Annotated in this window: 15 protein-coding genes; 6 read left to right on the plus strand and 9 right to left on the minus strand. The window is 72.7% G+C overall.

Features of this window, described 5'->3' with window-relative positions:
* Window positions 1-30: 30 nt before the first annotated feature.
* Window positions 31-1,518, plus strand: coding sequence for a 2,3-bisphosphoglycerate-independent phosphoglycerate mutase (gene gpmI / locus NBH00_RS07135; protein ID WP_254572652.1), 1,488 nt, complete (start codon window positions 31-33; stop codon window positions 1,516-1,518).
* A gap of 138 nt (window positions 1,519-1,656) precedes the next feature.
* On the plus strand, window positions 1,657-4,347 hold the full coding sequence (locus NBH00_RS07140) for an Ig-like domain-containing protein (RefSeq protein WP_254572653.1): 2,691 nt from the start codon (window positions 1,657-1,659) through the stop codon (window positions 4,345-4,347).
* Here NBH00_RS07140 and NBH00_RS07145 read toward each other — a convergent pair.
* Genes NBH00_RS07145 through NBH00_RS07155 form a run of 3 tightly spaced genes read right to left on the minus strand, consistent with a single transcriptional unit; the run spans window position 4,344 to window position 6,936 of the window.
* Window positions 4,344-5,336, minus strand: coding sequence for an aldo/keto reductase (locus tag NBH00_RS07145; protein WP_254572654.1), 993 nt, complete (start codon window positions 5,334-5,336; stop codon window positions 4,344-4,346). The genes NBH00_RS07140 and NBH00_RS07145 overlap by 4 nt on opposite strands.
* A complete protein-coding gene (locus NBH00_RS07150) occupies window positions 5,333-5,986 on the minus strand; it encodes an alpha/beta hydrolase (RefSeq protein ID WP_254572655.1) in 654 nt (217 codons plus the stop codon). The genes NBH00_RS07145 and NBH00_RS07150 overlap by 4 nt, the downstream gene beginning before the upstream one ends.
* A complete protein-coding gene (locus NBH00_RS07155; protein WP_254572656.1) occupies window positions 5,983-6,936 on the minus strand; it encodes a VOC family protein in 954 nt (317 codons plus the stop codon). Before NBH00_RS07155 ends, NBH00_RS07150 begins: the two co-directional genes overlap by 4 nt.
* A 121-nt stretch (window positions 6,937-7,057) precedes the next feature.
* Between NBH00_RS07155 and NBH00_RS07160 the strand changes: the two genes are divergently transcribed.
* From NBH00_RS07160 to NBH00_RS07170, 3 genes are all read left to right on the plus strand, one after another.
* Window positions 7,058-7,444: a hypothetical protein gene (locus NBH00_RS07160; RefSeq protein ID WP_254572657.1), complete on the plus strand. Its 387-nt coding sequence runs from the start codon at window positions 7,058-7,060 to the stop codon at window positions 7,442-7,444.
* A gap of 13 nt (window positions 7,445-7,457) precedes the next feature.
* The gene (locus NBH00_RS07165) at window positions 7,458-8,486 is read left to right on the plus strand and encodes an agmatine deiminase family protein (protein WP_254572658.1); all 1,029 of its coding nucleotides are present in this window, start codon (window positions 7,458-7,460) and stop codon (window positions 8,484-8,486) included.
* A gap of 64 nt (window positions 8,487-8,550) precedes the next feature.
* The gene (locus tag NBH00_RS07170) at window positions 8,551-9,543 is read left to right on the plus strand and encodes a nitrilase-related carbon-nitrogen hydrolase (protein WP_254572659.1); all 993 of its coding nucleotides are present in this window, start codon (window positions 8,551-8,553) and stop codon (window positions 9,541-9,543) included.
* Window positions 9,544-9,629: 86 nt separating this feature from the next.
* On the opposite strand, the gene NBH00_RS07175 is transcribed toward NBH00_RS07170, so the two are convergent.
* The 6 genes from NBH00_RS07175 to NBH00_RS07200 are packed head-to-tail and all read right to left on the minus strand — an operon-like array spanning window position 9,630 to window position 15,301.
* Window positions 9,630-10,505, minus strand: coding sequence for an Fpg/Nei family DNA glycosylase (locus tag NBH00_RS07175; RefSeq protein WP_254572660.1), 876 nt, complete (start codon window positions 10,503-10,505; stop codon window positions 9,630-9,632).
* A gap of 34 nt (window positions 10,506-10,539) precedes the next feature.
* Entirely contained in the window at window positions 10,540-10,782 is a 243-nt protein-coding gene (locus NBH00_RS07180) for a 4Fe-4S dicluster domain-containing protein (protein WP_254572661.1), read from the minus strand.
* Complete coding sequence (locus NBH00_RS07185) at window positions 10,782-11,708, minus strand: succinate--CoA ligase subunit alpha (RefSeq protein WP_254572662.1); 927 nt, start codon at window positions 11,706-11,708, stop codon at window positions 10,782-10,784. The genes NBH00_RS07180 and NBH00_RS07185 overlap by 1 nt, the downstream gene beginning before the upstream one ends.
* Entirely contained in the window at window positions 11,708-12,925 is a 1,218-nt protein-coding gene (locus tag NBH00_RS07190; RefSeq protein WP_254572663.1) for an ATP-grasp domain-containing protein, read from the minus strand. Before NBH00_RS07190 ends, NBH00_RS07185 begins: the two co-directional genes overlap by 1 nt.
* 60 nt (window positions 12,926-12,985) lie before the next feature.
* Window positions 12,986-14,191: a cation:proton antiporter gene (locus NBH00_RS07195; protein ID WP_254572664.1), complete on the minus strand. Its 1,206-nt coding sequence runs from the start codon at window positions 14,189-14,191 to the stop codon at window positions 12,986-12,988.
* A gap of 48 nt (window positions 14,192-14,239) precedes the next feature.
* Entirely contained in the window at window positions 14,240-15,301 is a 1,062-nt protein-coding gene (locus NBH00_RS07200; protein WP_254572665.1) for an HpcH/HpaI aldolase/citrate lyase family protein, read from the minus strand.
* 46 nt (window positions 15,302-15,347) lie between these two features.
* Here NBH00_RS07200 and NBH00_RS07205 point away from each other — a divergent pair, with 46 nt between their 5' ends.
* Window positions 15,348-16,496 (plus strand): acyltransferase family protein, encoded by a 1,149-nt coding sequence (locus NBH00_RS07205; RefSeq protein ID WP_254572666.1) that lies wholly within the window; start codon window positions 15,348-15,350, stop codon window positions 16,494-16,496.
* The last annotated feature ends 67 nt before the right edge of the window (window positions 16,497-16,563 follow it).

The following is a 16,563-nucleotide window of genomic DNA, read 5'->3' on the forward strand; positions in this document are numbered from 1 at the left end:
TCTTCACCACCACCAACCGGAGCATCTGACATGAGCCATCCGAGCGTCTGCCTCGTCATCCTCGACGGCTGGGGGCTGGCGCCGGAGGGTCCCGGCAACGCGGTCTCGCTCGCGCACACGCCCGTGTTCGACGAGCTGTGGGACCGCTACCCGCACACGCAGCTCACCGCCTGCGGGCGGGCCGTCGGCCTCCCCGAGGGGCAGATGGGCAACTCGGAGGTCGGCCACCTGAACCTCGGGGCGGGCATGATCGTCCGCCAGGACCTCACGCGGATCGACGACGCCGTCGCGGACGGCTCGCTCGCGGCGAACGACGTGCTCCGCGCCGCCTTCGAGGGCTTCGAGCGCGTGCACCTCGTCGGACTCGTGTCGGACGGGGGCGTGCACTCCTCGCTCGAGCACCTCGGCGCGCTCATCGAGCTCGGCACCTCGCTCGGGGTGAAGGAGCTCGTCGTCCACGCCTTCACCGACGGCCGCGACACGCTGCCGAAGGCGGGGGCGGGGTTCCTCGCCACCGTCGACGGCTGGTGCGCGGACGCGACCGCGAAGGGCACCGCCGCCCGCGTGGGGACCGTCATCGGCCGCTACTTCGGCATGGACCGCGACAAGCGCGAGGAGCGGACCGGCGCCGCGCTCGATCTCATGGCCGACGGGACCGCCGAGCACCACGCGGACACCGGCGAGGCCGCGGTCGCCGCCGCCTACGAGCGTGGCGAGACCGACGAGTTCGTCACCGCGACCACCGTCGGCGGCGACTCGCGGATCCGCCCGGAGGACTCGGTCCTCGCCTTCAACTTCCGGCCCGACCGGATGCGGCAGATCACCGCCGCGCTCGCCCCGAAGGTCGCGCGCTACACGTGCCTGACCGAGTACGACGAGACGTGGGAGTGGCCCGTCGCCTTCGGCCCCGACCGGCCGGCGATCACGCTCGCGCAGGTCATCGCCGACGGCGGCGGCCGCCAGGTGCACGCCGCCGAGACGGAGAAGTACCCGCACGTGACGTACTTCTTCAACGGCGGTGAGGAGGTGCCCTACGAGGGTGAGCGGCGCGAGGTCGTCGCCTCCCCGCGGGACGTCGCGACCTACGACCTGAAGCCCGAGATGAGCGCGCGCGCGGCGGCCGACGCGTTCCTCGCGGCCTGGGGGCAGGACGCCCCGCAGCTCGGCGTCATCAACTTCGCCAACGCGGACATGGTCGGCCACACCGGCGTCATCCCCGCCGCGGTCGAGGCGATCGAGACCGTCGACCGCTGCCTCGGGGACATCGTCCTCGCCGTGCAGCGCTCCGGCGGCGCGCTCGTCATCACCGCCGACCACGGCAACGCCGACCACATGCTCGAGCCGGACGGCTCGCCGAACACCGCCCACTCGCTCAACCCCGTCCCGCTCATCGTCACCGACGAGGACGTAGGACCGCTGCGCAGCGGCGGCGTCCTCGCCGACGTCGCGCCGACGGTCCTCGAGCTCCTCGGCATCCCGCAGCCCGCGGAGATGACCGGGACGTCGCTGCTCGGCTGAGCGGGGACGCCCACCGAAGACCGTCTGCTGCCGACCTCGCCACTCGTGTCCGCGCGGGAGCTGCCGATAAGACAGGTGATGGACGCTGCCTGCCCGCCCCCGACGTCCCGCCTGCGTCGGGCACCGTTGCTCGCTGCGATGAGCGCGCTGCTCCTGCTGGCCGGCGGGGGAGGCGACCCCGCGCGGGCTGCGGACGTGCCCGACGGCACCCCGGTGGCCGGGACCTCCGGCAGCGCGGGCATGCCGTACGCGGCGACATCGCTCGGTGCGCTTCCGCCGGCACCGCTCGACCGTGAGAGCGCCATCGAGGGTGCCGCCGGCCGGCAGGAGGCGGGCCGGAGGGATGACGTCGCCGGTGCGCAGAACCGCGAGGGCGGTCGGCTGACAGAGCCCCGACCGAACCCGGCCTCGCCCGCGACCCCGCGACCGCGGCGCACGCTGCTGCGGTCTGCGCGCAGCGCCGTCACCGGTTCCTTCGGGTTCCCCGGCCCGACCTACGCCGATACGCACGCGTTCCCGCCGGACACGCAGGGCGATGTCGGCCCGCGGCAGTACGTCGTGACGATGAACGGCCGCTTCCGCTCGTACGACAAGACCACGGGGCAGCCGGACGGAGCGCTCGACGCCGACTCGAGCGCGTTCTTTGCGACCGTGATGACGCCGCCCACATCCGACAACTTCACGACCGACCCGCACATCCGCTACGACCGTCTCAGCCAGCGCTGGTTCATCGTGATGATCGACGTGCCGGGGAGGCAGGGCAACACTCCGAATCGCCTGATGCTCGCGGTGTCCGACGGCCCGAACGTCACCGCGACCGGCTGGACGTTCTTCCAATGGTCCGAGGACCTCGGCGGCGGCAGCGACTCCCGGTTCGCCGACTACCCGACCCTCGCCGTCGATGCGAACGCCCTGTACATCGGAGTCAACCTCTTCGTCGCGGGCACCTCGGTGGGCGCTGGTAACGGCGCCTACGCCGGCAGCCGTGCCTATGTCGTCCGTAAGAGCTCGGTCCTCGGCGCGGGCCCGGTGGTGGTCACGAAGTTCGCGACCGGCGACGCGACGAGCGGGCTCTTCACACCGCAGGGCGCGGACGACCGGACCGGTTCGAGCGCGAGCGGATGGTTCGCCGGCGTCGACCAGACGACGTTCGGCACGATCGACTTCCGGAAGGTCGTCGACCCCGGGGGCAGCCCGTCGCTGCTGTCGGCGACCGTCAGCGTGCCCGGCACGGCATTCCCCGCGCCGGTCCCCCATCTCGGAAACACCGCCGGCCCCGCGGGCTACATCGATGCGATCGACGACCGTCTCTACAGCGCGACGCTGCGAGGCGGACACCTCTGGACGGCGCAGAGCATCGGCATCGATCGCACCGGAGCGGCTTCCTCGGCGCCTGACCGGGATGGCGCGCGCTGGTACGACTTCGACGTGTCGTCCGGATCTCCGGTCCTCGCCGACTCGGGCACCGTCGCCGACACCTCCGTCTCCTCCGCGCCGCTGAGCTACACGCTCCCGACCGTGAACGTCAACGGCCAGGGGACGGTCGCCATGGGCGGAACGGTGGCCGGAGCGTCGGCCTACATCAACGCGTTCTTCACCAGTCGGCGTGCCACGGACGCCGTCGGCGCCATGGACCCGCCGACGCTCGCCACCGCTGCCAGCGCGCCCTACAACCCGCCGGGGGACCCCGGGGGGAGCGGAGGCCGGCGCTGGGGCGACTACTCCCTCGTCTCCGTCGACCCCGTCGACGACCAGACCATGTGGTCGGTGCAGGAGTACACCGCCGCACCCGACCTCTACGGCACGCGGATCACGCGTCTCCTCGCCCCGTCACCCGTCGCGACGGCCGCCTCACCTCGGACGCTGACTGGCGGCGGAGCGGTGACGAGGGTCGTCGTCAGCGGCTCGGGCTTCTTCGATCCCGGCGCCGGATTCCCGGCGCGCCTGACGCTCACGGGTGACTGTGTCCCCGGGGGCGCGACCGTCACCGATGTCACGCCCACGCGGGTTGTCGCCGATGTCGTCGCATCGTCGCCCGGGCCGTGCACGTTCCGGGTGACGAATCCGGACGGGCAGTCGGCGACCGTCTCCTCGAACCGGCCGCCGACGACGTCGGCCGACAGCGCCCAGACCCCACAGGACACCCCCCTGAACGGACCGTCGGTCCTGGCGAACGACACAGATCCGGACGGCGACCCCCTGACCGCCACGCGCGCGAGCAGCCCCGTGCACGGGACCCTGACGCTTGCCCCGGATGGGACATATCGCTACGTCCCCGATGCCGGATTCAGCGGGTCCGACGGCTTCAGCTACACGGCGACCGACGGGATCGCGACCTCGCCCACCACGAGCGTGGCCCTCCAGGTCACGCCGCGCGCGGCGACCTTGCCGCCGCCGCAGCCGCTCACGCCGACGCTCGCGCCCGGGACCCCGCGCGGCTGCCGTGTCCCGGCGACCAAGGCGCTCACCCTGTCCCAGGCGGGCAGGCGCCTGGCGAACGCCGGCTGCGTCCGAACGAAGGTCCGGCGGGTGACGACCACCGTCGTGAGACCTGGACGCGTCCTGACCACCGTTCCCGGACCCGGGACGACGGTGAAGACGGGCACGCTCGTCACGATCAAGGTGGCCCGCGCCACGTGCCGGGTGCCGGCGATCGCAAGGGGCAGTACGCTCACGACCGCCCGGGCCAGGCTCGCGAAGGCCAGGTGCCCCCGCGTGAGCCTCCGCCGCGTGAGGGCGGCCAGGGCCGGCCGCGTCGTCCGAATCTCCCCGCCGGCAGGGACGACCGTGCGCGCCGGCAGGCGCGTGGTCGTCTTCATCGGGCGCTAGTAGCGCGCGCCCGTCGGCGCGGGCAGGGCGTCGAGCGCGGCCAGCGCCGCGGCGTCGAGGTCCACGAGCGCCGCGCCCGCGTTCTCCTCGAGCCGCTCCACGCGGCGGGTGCCCGGGATCGGGACGACGTGCTCGCCCTGGGCGAGGACCCAGGCGAGGGCGACCTGCGCGGGCGTCGCGTCGAGTCCGGCGGCGACCTCCTTCACGGCGTCGACGAGCGCGAGGTTCGCGGCGAGGGCCTCGTCGCGGAAGCGCGGGTTCCGCGCGCGGAAGTCGCCGGCCTCGAACGTCGCGGCGGTGATCGAACCGGTGAGGAAGCCACGGCCGAGCGGGCTGAAGGGGATGAACGTCGCGTCGTGCTCCGCGCACCAGGCCAGGACACCGCCGTCGATCGCGTCGCGCGTCCACAGCGACAGCTCGCTCTGGACCGAGGCGACCGGGTGGATCGCGTGCGCGCGCTCGAGCTCCTCGACGGAGACCTCCGAGAGCCCGATCGCGCGGGTCTTGCCCGCGGCGACGAACTCGGCCATCGCGCCCCACGACTCCTCGAGGGGGACGTCCGGGTCGACGCGGTGCAGCTGGTAGAGGTCGACGTGGTCGACGCCGAGCCGCCCGAGCGACGCGTCGATCGCGCCGCGCAGGTGGTCGGGGCGCCCGACGCGGTTGATGCCGTAGGCGGCGTGGGCGTCGCCGGTGCGCGCGTCCGGGGCGCCGCCGACGACGAGGCCGCCCTTCGTCGCGAGGACGACCTCGTCGCGGCGGCCGGCGATGGCGCGCCCGACGAGCTCCTCGTTCGTGAACGGGCCGTACATGTCGCTCGTGTCGAGGAGCGTGACGCCCAGGTCGAGCGCGCGGTGGATGACGCGGGCCGAGCGCTCGTCGTCGCGCTCCGCCTCGCCGTAGGCCCAGCTCATTCCCATGCAGCCGAGCCCGATCGCCCCGACGGGCACGCGCTCGGGACCGAGGACACGGGTGGGGATGGGGTTCATGCGATCGGGGCTCCTGTCGTGGTGGTCGCCTTCAGCCAGCGTTGCGCGGCGGGGACGACGCGGGGGTCGATGTGGTGGGCGGCGGGCGTCTCGTGGTACTCGACGGTGAGGCCGCCCTCGGTCAGCAGCGCCCGTGCGTCGCGGGCGAAGCCGATGCCGATGATGGGGTCCTGCAGGCCGTGCGCGACGAAGACCTTCGTGTCGGCGCGCGAGGCGAGGTCCGGCGTCCAGCCGTCGACGATCGGGACGAAGCCGCTGAACGCGAGGATGCCCGCGGGGGCGGGGCGGCCCTCGCCGAGCCCGAGCGCGTACGACATGACCGTCCCCTGCGAGAAGCCGCCGACGACGGTCCGCGACCAGTCGAGGCCGAGCTCGTCGTCGAGCAGGCTGCCGAGCGCGCGGTAGGACGCGCCGAACGTCTCGGGCTCCGGGACGCCGACGCGCGGGACGACGTACCAGTGGCGGCCGCCCGGGGCGATGTCGGTCAGCGGCCCGCCGACGGTGATGCTGCGCAGGCGCCCCTCGGGGTCGAGGACGTCGAACAGCCCGTAGAGGTCGTGCTCGTCGGCGCCGCGGCCGTGGAGCAGGACGAGGTTGCCGGCCGGCGGGGCTCCCGCCGCCGGCTCGCGGACGACGCGGACGAGGCTCATGCGGTCACCTCGGCCTGACGCGGGTTGACGATCGGGGTGAGCCGGACGACGAGCTCCGCGCGGCGCGCCTCGTACTGGGGCGGGAGCTTCAGCTCGCTGCCGAGCGTCTCGGCGGGCTCGTCGACGTCGAAGCCGATGTCGCGCGAGGCGAGCTCGAAGAGGACGCCGCTCGGCTCGCGGAAGTAGACCGAGTGGAAGTACTGCCGGTCGATGATGGGCGTCGGCTGCGCGCCGCCCGCGCGGGCGTTGCCGCGGTAGGCCTCGAGCTCGCCGTCGTCGGCGACGCTCCAGGCGATGTGGTGGATCGTCCCGGCGCCCGGGCGGCCGCGGCCGGCGAGCGGTGGCTCGTAGGTGATCGTCGCGCGGCGGGCGACGCCGGCGGCCGTCCACGTCGCGGCGTCCGAGGCGTCCTCGAGCGTGAGGCCGAGGGCCTGGAGCAACGGGGCGCTGCGCTCCGGGGCGGACGCGTAGGCGCGCACGCCGGCGAAGCCCTGCAGCGCGTGCTCGGCGGGGATGTCGGACGCGTCCGCGACGAGCGGGCGGTCGGGGACATCGGTGACGACGAGCTCGTGCGCGAGGCCCTCGGGATCGGTGAAGCGCAGCGCGCCGTCGGCGGTGAAGGCGTGCGCGACGCCCTCGGCGTCGAGGCGGGCGTCCCAGAACTCGAGCGAGGCGGGGGAGGGGACGCGCCAGAGGATCGTGTGGACCATGCCGTCGCCGGCGCGGCCCACGGCGGCGCCCGGGAACTCGAAGAAGGTGAGGATCGACCCGGGCGTGCCCTGCTCGTCGCCGTAGTAGAGGTGGTAGACGTCGGGCGCGTCGAAGTTCACCGTCTTCTTCACGAGCCGCAGCCCGAAGAGCCGGGCGTAGAAGTCGACGTTCGCGGGCGCGTCGGCCGTGATCGCGGTGATGTGGTGAAGCCCCTCCAGGCGCAGGGTGGTGTCGGTCATGGCGTGCCTTCTTCGCGGTGGGAAACTGATTGCATGTGCAACTATATGCCAATCGGGGCTCCGGCGCAAGGGGTTCCGGGCGACCGCTCGCCGCTCGTCCCACCCAGTAGGCTGAGACCCAATGTCAGGCGACGCGAAGCAGCTCATCGAGACCGCGGTGCGGTCCTTCCTCGAGGAGGTCCCGGCGCTCAAGCCGATGAAGCTCGTCGTCGGTTTCGACCTCGTCGGCGGCCGCTCGGATCTTCAGCAGTTCCGCCTCCAGCTCCCCGAGGTTGAGGTCACGAAGGACATGGCGACCGACGCGCGGATCCGCGTCGAGATGCGGCGCGAGTTCTTCAACCTCATGGTCGAGCACGGGGCGAAGGTCGCCGACTGGCGCGAGGCGTTCTACGACGGCAAGGCGAAGGCCAGCGGCGTCGAGCAGTACCTCAAGCTCATCCTCACGGTCGTGGAGAAGCAGGAGGAGCGCGACCGCCTGCGCCGCCCGAAGCACCCGCGGCCGCACTGACCGTGCGCCCGCGATGACGACGCTCGCCGGGCCCCCCGCCGCTGCCGGCTTCCGCATGCCGGCCGAGTGGGAGCCCCACGAACGGACGCTCATGGCGTGGCCGTGCCGGCGCGACATGTGGGGCGCGCAGCTGGCGGCGGCGAAGGCGCAGTACGCGGACGTGGCGAACACGATCGCCGCCTTCGAGCCGGTGACGATGGTCTGCGCGGACGGGGGCGACGCCGCCGACGCACAGGCGGCGCTGAGCGCCGAGGTCACGATCGTCGAACACCCGATCGACGACTCCTGGCTGCGGGACAGCGGCCCGATCTTCGTCCGCGACGCCGCGGGGCGCCGCGCCGGGGTCCACTTCGGCTTCAACGCCTGGGGCGAGAAGTTCCACCCGTGGGACCGTGACGCCGCCGTCGGCGCGCTGCTCGTCGAGGACCTCGGCGACCCGCTCTTCCGTGCTCCGTTCATCCTCGAGGGTGGTTCGCTCACGGTCGATGGCGCAGGCCGCCTGCTCACGACCGAGCAGTGCCTGCTGCAACCGTCGCGCAACCCGCTGCTCACGCGCGACGAGATCACCGTCCTCCTGGAGGACCACCTTGGGGTCACCGAGGTGATCTGGCTCGGCCGGGGCCTCGTCGAGGACCGGGACACGGACGGCCACGTCGATCTCATCGCCGCGTTCACGGCGCCGGGCATCGTCCTCCTCCAGGCCTGCCCGCCGGGCGACCCGAACCACGAGTCCACCGCCGAGAACGGCGAGCGGGCGCGTGCCGCGGGCCTGCAGGTCGTCGACTTCCCGCTGCTCGCCCGGCCGACCGTGGCGGGTGAGGAGATCGGCGCGTCCTACCTGAACTTCACGATCGTCAACGGGGCGGTCGTGGTGCCGACGAGCGGCGTCGAGGCCGACGACGAGGCGCTCGCGCGGATCGCTGCGGCCTACCCGCGCCACGAGGTCGTCGGGGTCCGCGCCGAGGTGATCGCCTGGGGCGGGGGCGGGCCGCACTGCATCACGCAGCAGGTCCCGTCCGCTGCCTCGGCTGCGCCTCGGTAGCGAACGGCGAGTTCCTCGCCGGGCGGCTCGGAACATCGCGGTGGGGTGGCCCTAGACTGCGCCGGTGGGCTCCGACTTCGTCCTCGTCACCGCCGTCGGCGACCTCCCCGTCTCCTTCGCCCGGGTCGAGGGTGGCGGTCCCCGCCGGCCCCCGCTGCGCGTCGGCGCCGTGCAGCAGCAGTGGTATGCCGACCCGGCCGAGCACGCGGCGTCCCTCTCGGAGGGGGTCGCGCTCGCCGCCGCACAGGGGGCGCAGCTCGTCTGTCTGCAGGAGCTGACGCTCTCGCCGTACTTCGCCATCACGCCGGACGGGCCGTCGGCGGCCGGCGCTGCGCCCGAGGAGCTGCCGGGCGGCCCGACGTCGGCGCTCGCGGCACGGCTGGCCGCGGAGCACGGCGTCCACGTGCACGCGTCCCTCTACGAGCGCGCCGACGGGCCCGACGGCCTCGGCTTCAACACGGCGATCGTCGTCGCGCCCGACGGGTCGCTCGTGGCCCGCACGCGCAAGCTCCACATCCCGGTGACCGAGGGGTACTTCGAGGACAAGTACTTCCGCCCGGGGCCCGCGGGGGACGAGGCCTTCCCGGTCGTGCCGCTCGCCGGCGCGCGGCTCGGCTTCCCGACCTGCTGGGACCAGTGGTTCCCGGAGCTCGCCCGCGCCTACTCGCTCGCCGGCGCGGAGGTCCTGGTCTACCCGACGGCCATCGGCTCCGAGCCCGACCATCCCGGATTCGACACCCGGCCGCTGTGGCAGCACGTCATCGTCGGCAACGGCATCACGAGCGGGACCTTCATGGTCGCGGTGAACCGGATCGGGACCGAGGCGGTCGACGGTGGCGACGCGATCACGTTCTACGGCTCCTCGTTCATCTCCGACCCCTACGGCCGCATCCTCGTGCAGGCGCCGCGCGACGCACCCGCCGTCCTCGTCGCCGACCTCGACCTCGACCAGCGCGAGGACTGGCTGACGCTCTTCCCGTTCCTCACGACGCGGCGCCCGGACGCGTACGCGTCGCTCGCGGACCCGGGGCGCACCCCCGCGGGGCCGGTGCCGTAGACCCGTGGGCCGGCTTGCGGTCAAGTGGGGTCATATGTCCCACGAGGCCGCACGCCGCCCGCCGCGGCCTGGGTCGCGCGGGGCGCTCAGTGCGGCCAAGCCTGCTCGGCCGAGCACCACCACGTGGTGCGCCCGCCGACGGCGGCCTTGACCATCGGCGCGCCGCAGCGCGGGCAGGCGGCGTCCCGGCGGCGGAAGTCGATGACGTCGCCCGTGTGGACGCCGCCACGCTTCATGGCGGCCTTCGTCGCCTTGCGCAGCGCCGTCCAGAGCGCGCCGAGCTCGTCGCCTGAGAGGTCGCCGGCCGGGCGCAGCGGCGGCTGGCGCGCCTGCCACAGCGCCTCGTCGGCGAGCAGGTTGCCGACCCCGGCGATGACCGACTGGTCCATGATCCGCGCCTTCAGCGGCGCCTCGCCGACCCCGACGCGCGCGCGGAACTCGGCCTTGGACACGAGCAGCGCGTCGGGGCCGAGGTGGGTGAGGTCGGGGTTCAGGACGGCGCGGCCGAGCCGCCGCTTGTCGAACAGCAGCAGCGCCCCGCCGTCCTCGAAGTCGAGGGCGAAGCGCGTCCACACCGGGTTGCCCGACAGGCGGGGATCGGGGTGGCCGCCCGCGCCCGCGCCCGTCGCGGCGGCGGCCTTCGCCTCGGCGGGGGACATCGGATCCCCGCCGTAGGCCGTGCTCTCGGCGGCGCCCTCGGCGCCGACGACGACGATCCGCCCGGCCATGCCGAGGTGCAGGCCGAGCGACGGGCCGTCCCCGCCGTCGGTCTCGAGCCACATCGACTTGCCGATGCGGCCGGCCCTCGTGAGCTCGTGGCCGACGAGCGCGCTCGCGATGTCGCCCGGGACGTGGGGGCGGCAGACGTAGGTGTCGCCGTCGTCGACGGCGGCGATGGTGCGGCCGAGGGCGCACGCCTCGATGAGGGCGCGCGCCGTCTCGACCTCAGGCAGCTCGGGCATGTCGGGCGGGCCGAGCGGCCGAGCGGCCGGCCTCCTAGCGGAGGGCGGCGCCGTCCTCGTAGAGCTTCAGCACGGCGACGGCACCCTCGGGCGCCGCGTCGTAGCAGAGGCCGCACAGCACGCACTCGTCGATCGCGGCCTCGTCGATGTCGACGCCGGTCTCCGTGCCGCGGTAGATGTTCACCGGGCACACCTCGTTGAGCTTCGCACCGAGCGCCGGGTCGGACGTGTACTCGTCCTTGACCTCGACGCCGATGAAGATCGCGTCCTTCCGCATCAGGCTGCGCTCCTTTCGGCGATCTTCGCCTTGACCAGGTCGGGGATCTCGTCGATCCGCTGCACGACGGGGATGCCGGCCTCCTCGAGGCGGGCGATCTTCTCCGTGGCGGAGTCCTCCTTGCCCTCGACGATCGTGCCGGCGTGCCCGAAGGACATGCCCTGCATCTCGTCGTCGTCCATGAACTTGCCGGCCATGAAGGCGATGATCGGCAGGCGCGAGTTGTTCTCCTTCACCCACGCGGAGAGCTGGGCCTCCATACGGCCACCGGGCTCGGTGTAGATGACGATCGCCTGCGTCTGCTCGTCCGCCTCGAAGTACGGCATGAGCTCGGCGTACGTCGAGCCGATGATCGCGTCGCCGCCGATCGAGACGGCGGTCGACACGCCGAGGCCGGCGGCCGTCAGCGTCGAGGAGATCTCGGTCGTCATGCCGCCGGAGCGGGACATGACGCCGACCGAGCCGGGCTGGTAGGCGACGGCCGCGTTCTTCGCGGGGCCGCCGATGCCGCCCATCTTCGCGACGCCGGGGACGATGAGCCCCAGGCAGTTCGGGCCGATGATGCGCGCGCCGCTCCGATCGGCGAGCTCGACCATCGCCGCGACGTCGCGGCGGGGGATGCGCTCGGTGACGATGACGATCGTCTTGATGCCGGCGTAGAGCGCCTCGAAGACGGCGTCCTTCGTGCCGGCCGGCGGGACGGTGACGACCGACCCGTCCGGGACGACGCCGCCGTTGTGCTCCACGAGCTGGGCGATGGTGTCGAAGACGGGAACGCCGTGGACCTCGCGGCCCTTGCGGCCGGGGGTGACGCCGCCGACGATCTTCGAGCCGTAGTCCAGGCACTCACGGGTGAGGTTCACGGCCTCGCGCCCGGTGATGCCCTGGATGATGAACGTCGTGTCCTTGTCGATCAGGATGGACATCAGGCAGCCTCCCCTTGGATCTTGGCGACGGCGCGGCCGGCGGCCTCCCAGAGAGAGACGGAGCGGTCGCAGTACTCGATGCCGTACTTGTCGAGGATCTTGAAGCCCTCCTCCTCCCACGCACCGGGGATGCGGAAGATGGCGATCGTCTCGGCCGGGTCCTTGCCGAGCTCGAGGCAGGCCTTGATGACGCCGCGGGCGACGATGTCGACGCGGGTGTTCGAGACGATCGACATCATCACGGCGATCTTCTCGACGCCGTCCTTCGCGAGGACGGCCTTGGCGAGCCCGCAGGCCTTGGCGACCGACGGGTTGCCGCCGATCTCCGAGTAGTTCGCGGGCTTGCCACCCTGCTGGCGGACCGCGTCCGTCAGCGTCAGCGAGCCGCCGCCGGCGCCGATGATGAGGCCGATCGTGCCGTCGAAGCCGTTGTCCTTGCCCTGGATGACCCCGCGGTGGTCGGCGGCGTCGACCGCGCTGACGGCCTCCTCGAAGGCGGAGGGGACGTACGTCTCGCGGGTGCCCTCCTCGGCGCCGATGCCGAGGGCCTTGATGAGCGCCTTCTGGCGGCCCATGCCCTCGTTCTCCATCTCCATGTGCGCGTCGAGCGCGACGAAGGTGCCGTCGTGCAGTTCGGCGATCGGGTTGATCTCCGCGAGCAGCATGTCGTTGTCGAGGAACAGCTGCGCGAGGCGGGCGAGGATCGGCGTGCAGCGCTGCAGCGCCTTGCCGGTGACGCCGGCGTCCGCGATGACCTGCTTGGCCATGAAGTCGCTGAACGGGTCGAGCGTCGAGAAGTGGCCGCGCCCGACGTGGTCGGGGTGCTCCTCGGCGACCTGCTCGATGTCGATGCCGCCCATGTCGCTGAAGAGCATGAGGGGCCTCTTCGCCGCGCCGTCCCAGACGACGCCCATGTAGTACTCCTGCTTGACGTCGGCCTTCGGGTCGACGAGGACGCCGCGCGGCTCGTGCCCGTTGATCTCGAGCTCGAGGATGTCGGCGGCGTGCGCCTCGGCCTCCTCGGGCGTGTCGGCGAACTTCACGCCGCCGGCCTTCATCCGCCCGCCCGTGAGGACCTGGGACTTGATGACCGTCGGGCCGCCGATGCGCGCGGCGATCGTCTTCGCCTCCGCCGCGTCGGTCGTGAAGCCGTAGTCGGTGACGGGGATGCCGGCGCGCTTGACGATCTCGCGCGCCTCGTATTCGAAGAATCTCATGGCGAGGGAGAACCCTATTGAGTGCTCCGCGCGGGCGTCCGCTCGTCCGTCCGCGGGCGTTCACGGACGTTCACCGGGGTCGCCGCCACCGGCCCCGGCGACCTCCGCGGGCACGAGGGCCCCGACCGCATCGGTGGCGGCACCCGCCCGCAGCCGCTGCGCCCCGATCGCGGCGACGCCGACGCTCCCGATCGCGGCGGTGACGATCGCCGCGCCCTGACCGGGCTGGACGGACCCGTTCGACAGCCCGAGCGACGTGATCGCCGCAGGGACCCCGAGCTGCGCGCTCGTCAGCAGGCCGGTGGCGAGGCCCGCCCGCGTGACGAGCGCGACGGCGACGTGGACCGCGACGATCGATGCGAGCAGGGCGGCGAGCAGCCCGAGGTTCGCCGGGTCGTTGAAGAGGGCGCGGACGTCGAGGCGGGCGCCGAGCAGGACGAAGAACACCGGCACGAGGAAGCCCTCGCCGACGCCGATGAGCTCCTGGGCGATCGACCGCGGCTCGCCGAGCAGCGCGATGACCGCGCCGATCCCGAAGCCTGCGATGAGGATGCTCGTCCCGTACTCGGTCGCGAGCCAGGCGAGGGCGAAGAGCGCGACGAGCGAGAGCCGCAGGCGCAGCGCCCAGCCGCGCTCGAGCGACCGGCGCTCCGCCCGCTCGAGCCAGTTGCGGGCGTCCGTGATCCGGACGACGACGTACACCGCCGTCGCGCCCACGAGCACGAGGACGCTGCCGAGGACGACCCGGCCGACGTGTCCGTTCGCGAGGACGACGGGGATCGCGATGACCGTCGCGACGTCGGCCAACGCGACCCACGCGACCGCGACGAGCGCCATGCCCGCCGGCCCCTCGGGACCGTCGGCGAGCACCGGCATGACGATCGCGGCCGACGAGGTCGCCAGCAGGAGGACGAGGATGCCCGTGTCGTGCAGCGGCGTGACGCGGTGCAGCAGGATCGCGACCGGGATCGCGAGCACGGCGGCGAGCACGGTCCCCACCGCCCCGGACCGCAGCGCCCCCCGCAGCCCCGGCGTGCGGAGCGGCAGATGGGTGCCCGCGATGAGCATGAGGACGGCGAAGCCGATCTCGCCGAGGAAGGCGAGCTCCGGCCGCGACGGGTCGACCCAGCCGAAGCCCGTGCGGCCAATGAGGATGCCGGCGAGGAGCTCGCCGACGACCAGCGGGACGGTCAGGCGGGGGAACCCCGCGAGGACCGGTCCGAGGAGGCCACCCGCCATGACGAGCGCCAGGGATCCGAAGCTCATCGCCCCGGCCCCCGGCGCCGCGACGGGGCGGCCGCCCCGCGGATACGGCTAGAAGCCGTACGCCTCCTTCAGCTCCGGGTCCTTCTCGGCGAGCATCTCGGCGAGGGTGACCATGACCTGGCACTGCTTCCAGGTCGCGTCGTCCTGCATCTTGCCGTCGATCATGTGGACGCCCGCGCCGTCCGGGATCGCCTCGATGACCTTCTTGGCGAAGAGGACCTCGTCGACCGGCGGCGAGAAGACCTTCTTCGCGATGCCGATCTGGACCGGGTGCAGCGACCAGGCGCCGACGCAGCCGAGGAGGAAGGCGGCGCGGAACTGCGCCTCGCAGGCGACGACGTCCTTGATGTCGCCGAACGGGCCGTAGAACGGGAGCAGGCCGTTCATCGTGCAGGCGTCGACCATGCGGGCGATCGAGTAGTGCCACGGGTCCTGCTGGGCGGTGATGCGGGTCTGGCCCTCGACGATCTGGCCGTCCGCGATCTCCGGGTCGGACATCGAGACGTAGCCCGGGTGGCCGCCGCCGACGCGGGTGGTCTTCATGCGGCGCGAGGCGGCGAGGTCGGCCGGGCCGAAGGACATGCCCTGCATGCGCGGGGAGGCCGCGGCGATCTCCTCGACGTTCGCGACGCCCTGAGCGGTCTCGAGCAGCGCGTGGACGAGGATCGGCTTCTTCACGCCGGCCTTCGCCTCGAGCTGGGCGAGCAGGCGGTCGACGTAGTGGATGTCCCACGGGCCCTCGACCTTCGGAACCATGATGACGTCGAGCTTGTCGCCGATCTCGGTGACGAGCGTCGTCAGGTCGTCGAGGACCCACGGGCTGTCGAGCGCGTTGACGCGCGTCCACAGCTGCGTGGAGCCGAGGTCGAGCTCCTTGCCGACCTTCACGAGGCCCTCGCGCGCCGGGACCTTGCGGTCTACCGGGACGGCGTCCTCGAGGTTGCCGAGCACGATGTCGGCCTGGGCCGCCGTGTCGGGGAGCTTGGCGACCATCTTCTCGTTCGACGCGTCGAAGAAGTGGATCATCCGCGAGGGCGGGAACGGGATCTCGCGAACGGGATCCGGAGCGCCCACGCAGAGCGGCTTGAAGAAGTCCTTGGGGCTGCGCATAGACGGGGGAACTTACCGCGGGGCGCCCGCGGTTAGGCTGCCGGTCTTGGCGGAGATCGAGTCAGCTGACCGGATCGAGCAGGCAGGGGAGCGGCGGAGCGCCCGCATCGAGTCCCTGCGTGCGCTCGCGGCCCTCGCCGTCTTCGTCGGGCACGCGTTCGCGCTCTCGTTCGGCAGCCGGCCCGGTGTCTTCGAGGGGACGAAGAACCAGCTCCTCGTCGGGGGCGGTCTCGGCGTCTTCCTCTTCTTCACGCTCTCGGGCTACCTGCTCTTCCTGCCGTTCCTGCGCGCGCAGCTCGGGACGCGGGACCGCGTGAAGCTCGCCGACTACGCCCGCAACCGGGTGCTGCGGATCCTGCCGCTGTACGTCGTGGTCGTCACCGCGCTCAGCGTCGTGCGCCCCTTCGGCGGCCAGATCTCCGACTGGTGGCGGTTCATGCTCTTCGTGCAGAACTACTCGGGCCAGTCGATCACGCTGCCCGACTCGCCGGTCTGGTCGCTTCAGGTCGAGATGCACTTCTACCTCGTGCTGCCGCTCGTGGCCCTCGCGCTCGCGTTCGTCGCGCGGCGCTCGCTCGGGCTCACGGCGGTCCTGCTGCTCGCGGGCGCGGCGGTGAGCTACCGGCTCCGGGCCCACGGCGTGGAGACCCGCGACTCGCTCGGCGTCCTCTACGGCCTCTACTCGCTGCCGGGTCTCATGTACCTCTTCGCGAGCGGCATGCTCATGGCCGTCGCGCGGGTGTGGATCGAACGGGACGGGGTGCCCTCGTGGCTGCGGCTCCCGGTCCTCGGCTGGTCGACGGCGTGGTTCGCCGCGGGCGTCCTGCTGTACGCGGTGATGGCGAGGCACGACCAGCTCTTCCAGGCGCGGCTGCTGCCGTTCGCCGGCTTCCTCGTCGTCGGCGCGGCGGTGCTGCCGCTGCGCCCCGGGCCGGCGGTGAAGGCGCTCGAGTGGCGGCCGCTGGCGGTCGTCGGCGTCGCCTCCTACAGCCTCTACCTCGTCCACGTGCCGATCATCCAGGCGCTCACCGGGACGCACGTGAAGGTCGTCGGCGGGGCGCTCGTCACGATCGGCGACGGGATGTCCTTCAAGCTCACGCTCCTGCTCGCCGTCCTCATCGTCGCCCCCGTCACCGCGGTGAGCTACTTCGGGATCGAGCAGCCGTTCCTGCGGCTCCGCCGCCGCTGGGCCTGACACCCCGTCGCCGTGCCACGCCGCGACTCAGGCGGGCTTCCACCTAGAATCCGCCGCCGTTTTCCGA

The sequence above is a fragment of the Paraconexibacter antarcticus genome, from assembly GCF_024220175.1.
In the GTDB taxonomy this organism is placed as follows: domain Bacteria; phylum Actinomycetota; class Thermoleophilia; order Solirubrobacterales; family Solirubrobacteraceae; genus Paraconexibacter; species Paraconexibacter antarcticus.